The following is a 1,342-nucleotide window of genomic DNA, read 5'->3' as shown; positions in this document are numbered from 1 at the left end:
TATGTCTTTGGCACTGCCGCAGCTCTCATATTTCCTCATGTGTTTTTTCCAACACAAAATGATCAGGTTGCCATTTTACAATCTTTCCTGATCTTTGGAGCAGCCTTTTTTGCTCGCCCCTTTGGATCAGTTGTTTTTGGACATTTTGGAGATAAAATTGGAAGAAAAGCAACACTTATCGCTTCTCTTCTCACCATGGGACTTTCAACAGTCATCATTGGTTTTCTTCCTACTTATGAAATGGCTGGGTGGTTTGCCCCTTTCCTGTTAACCTTATGCCGTATTGGACAGGGAATGGGATTAGGAGGAGAATGGGGAGGCGCTGTTTTGCTCGCAACAGAAAATGCCCCTCCAGAAAAGCGCGGCTGGTATGCGATGTTCCCCCAATTGGGCGTTTCAATCGGTTTGTTTTTATCTATTGCTGTTTATTTGGGTCTGCTGCATTTCCTTGATCGCGCTGAACTTTTAGCTTGGGGATGGCGCATTCCTTTTATTGCTTCAGTTGTTTTTATGATTATAGGATTATGGGTTCGTCTTTCAATCAATGAAACTGTGCAATTCAAAAAAACTCTTGAAAGTAAAGAACATGTCAAAGTGCCTATCATAGATGTCTTTTTAAAATGTCCACGAATCCTATTTCTTGGAATATTTTCTGGTATGGCAACTTTTGTTTTATTTTACTTGGTCACGACATATTTGTTAAGCTATTCAACAAACCATTTGCAATTGCCATTTCATCAAGCTCTTCAAGTCGAAATTGTCGGTGCTGTTTTCTGTGGAATTTTTACTGTCATCACTGGGAAACTCGCTGATCGTATTAGACGTAGAACTTTGATGATTTGGATTACAATCATCACCGGTATGTATTCTTTCGCAATTCCTTATTTCTTAAATTCTGGAGTTATGGGAGTCCTTGCAATGTCTGTCATTGGCTTGTCTCTCATGGGAATGATATACAGTCCTCTTGGTGCTGTTTTGGCTTCACCGTACCCAACAGCAATTCGTTATACTGGTTCTTCTATCACTTTCAATTTATCTGCTATCGTAGGAGCATCTCTTGCACCTTATATTGCAGAATATCTGGTACAACATTTCGATACGTCTTATCTCGGCTACTATTTGCTTTTTGCTTCTTTTATTTCACTGATTTGCTTCGTCGGATTTACAGAGGATGAAATATCCAACTAAAATATAATAACGAAGAATAAAATAAGGACTGGCAGCGAAAATGCTGCCAGTTTCATTTTTAAAGACATGGGTTGAGGTATCTTCCACCACAATATTCCCGCAAACAATGCACTCAAAAAGAAAAATAAAAAATCTGCAATATTGCTTATATAAG

1 protein-coding gene is annotated in these 1,342 nt (G+C 38.7%); it reads left to right on the top strand.

Translation table 11 applies throughout. The features are described 5' to 3' along the window. A partial coding sequence (locus tag ACFIO3_RS13225) for an MFS transporter (RefSeq protein ID WP_375704609.1) occupies nucleotides 1–1,188 on the top strand: 1,188 nt, incomplete at its 5' end. Nucleotides 1,189–1,342: the final 154 nt, after the last annotated feature.

It is taken from the genome of Bartonella sp. AD328YNZD (assembly GCF_042196425.1).
Note: the sequence above shows the minus strand (reverse complement) of the source record. Positions and strands in the feature narration are given on the sequence as shown.